This window comes from Ruegeria sp. AP12 (assembly GCF_056540025.1).
Genome location: NZ_JBQFVZ010000353.1, coordinates 1 through 509 on the forward strand (window position 1 = coordinate 1; position 509 = coordinate 509).

At 51.9% G+C, this 509-nt stretch carries 1 tRNA gene; it reads right to left on the reverse strand.

Going from position 1 to position 509, the window contains the following annotated elements:
- Positions 1–195: 195 nt before the first annotated feature.
- Positions 196–271, reverse strand: a tRNA-Lys gene (locus tag ACR0E6_RS23175).
- Between the last annotated feature and the right edge of the window lie 238 nt (positions 272–509).

Below are 509 nucleotides of genomic sequence, written 5' to 3' on the forward strand. Positions count from 1 at the left end.
TGCTCAAGTCCCGCTTGAGTTTGTCCGGGAGATTGTACACACGTGTAAGTGAGCTGCCGCCGCGTTATACCGTTGTGATCCAATAAGCACACTTCAATCTTTGTCACAGTGCTTCCGTATTGCTTCCGGTAGGCCGCACGTCACGAAGCGCACTCTGCACGGCCTCGTGTAAGTATTTATTTTTATTTAAAAAAGTGGTGAGCCGTGCAGGATTCGAACCTGCGACCCACTGATTAAAAGTCAGTTGCTCTACCAACTGAGCTAACGGCCCACTCTTTTGTCTGGATCTGTACGATCCGTGGCGCTCTTTAAGGCATTTTCCCGACCGGGTTCAAGACCTTATTTTGCACCTCGTTTCGCCAGAGTAGTCAGTGTTTCCGGCGACCCGATAGGCGGCCTAATTAGGCAGGTGGCGCAGGGGGGTCAAGCCCTTTTTTCAGGAATCGTCACCGCAGGGTGGATTCATCGCAGGACCAACGTTATATGCCCGCCATGCAACAGAGACTCGA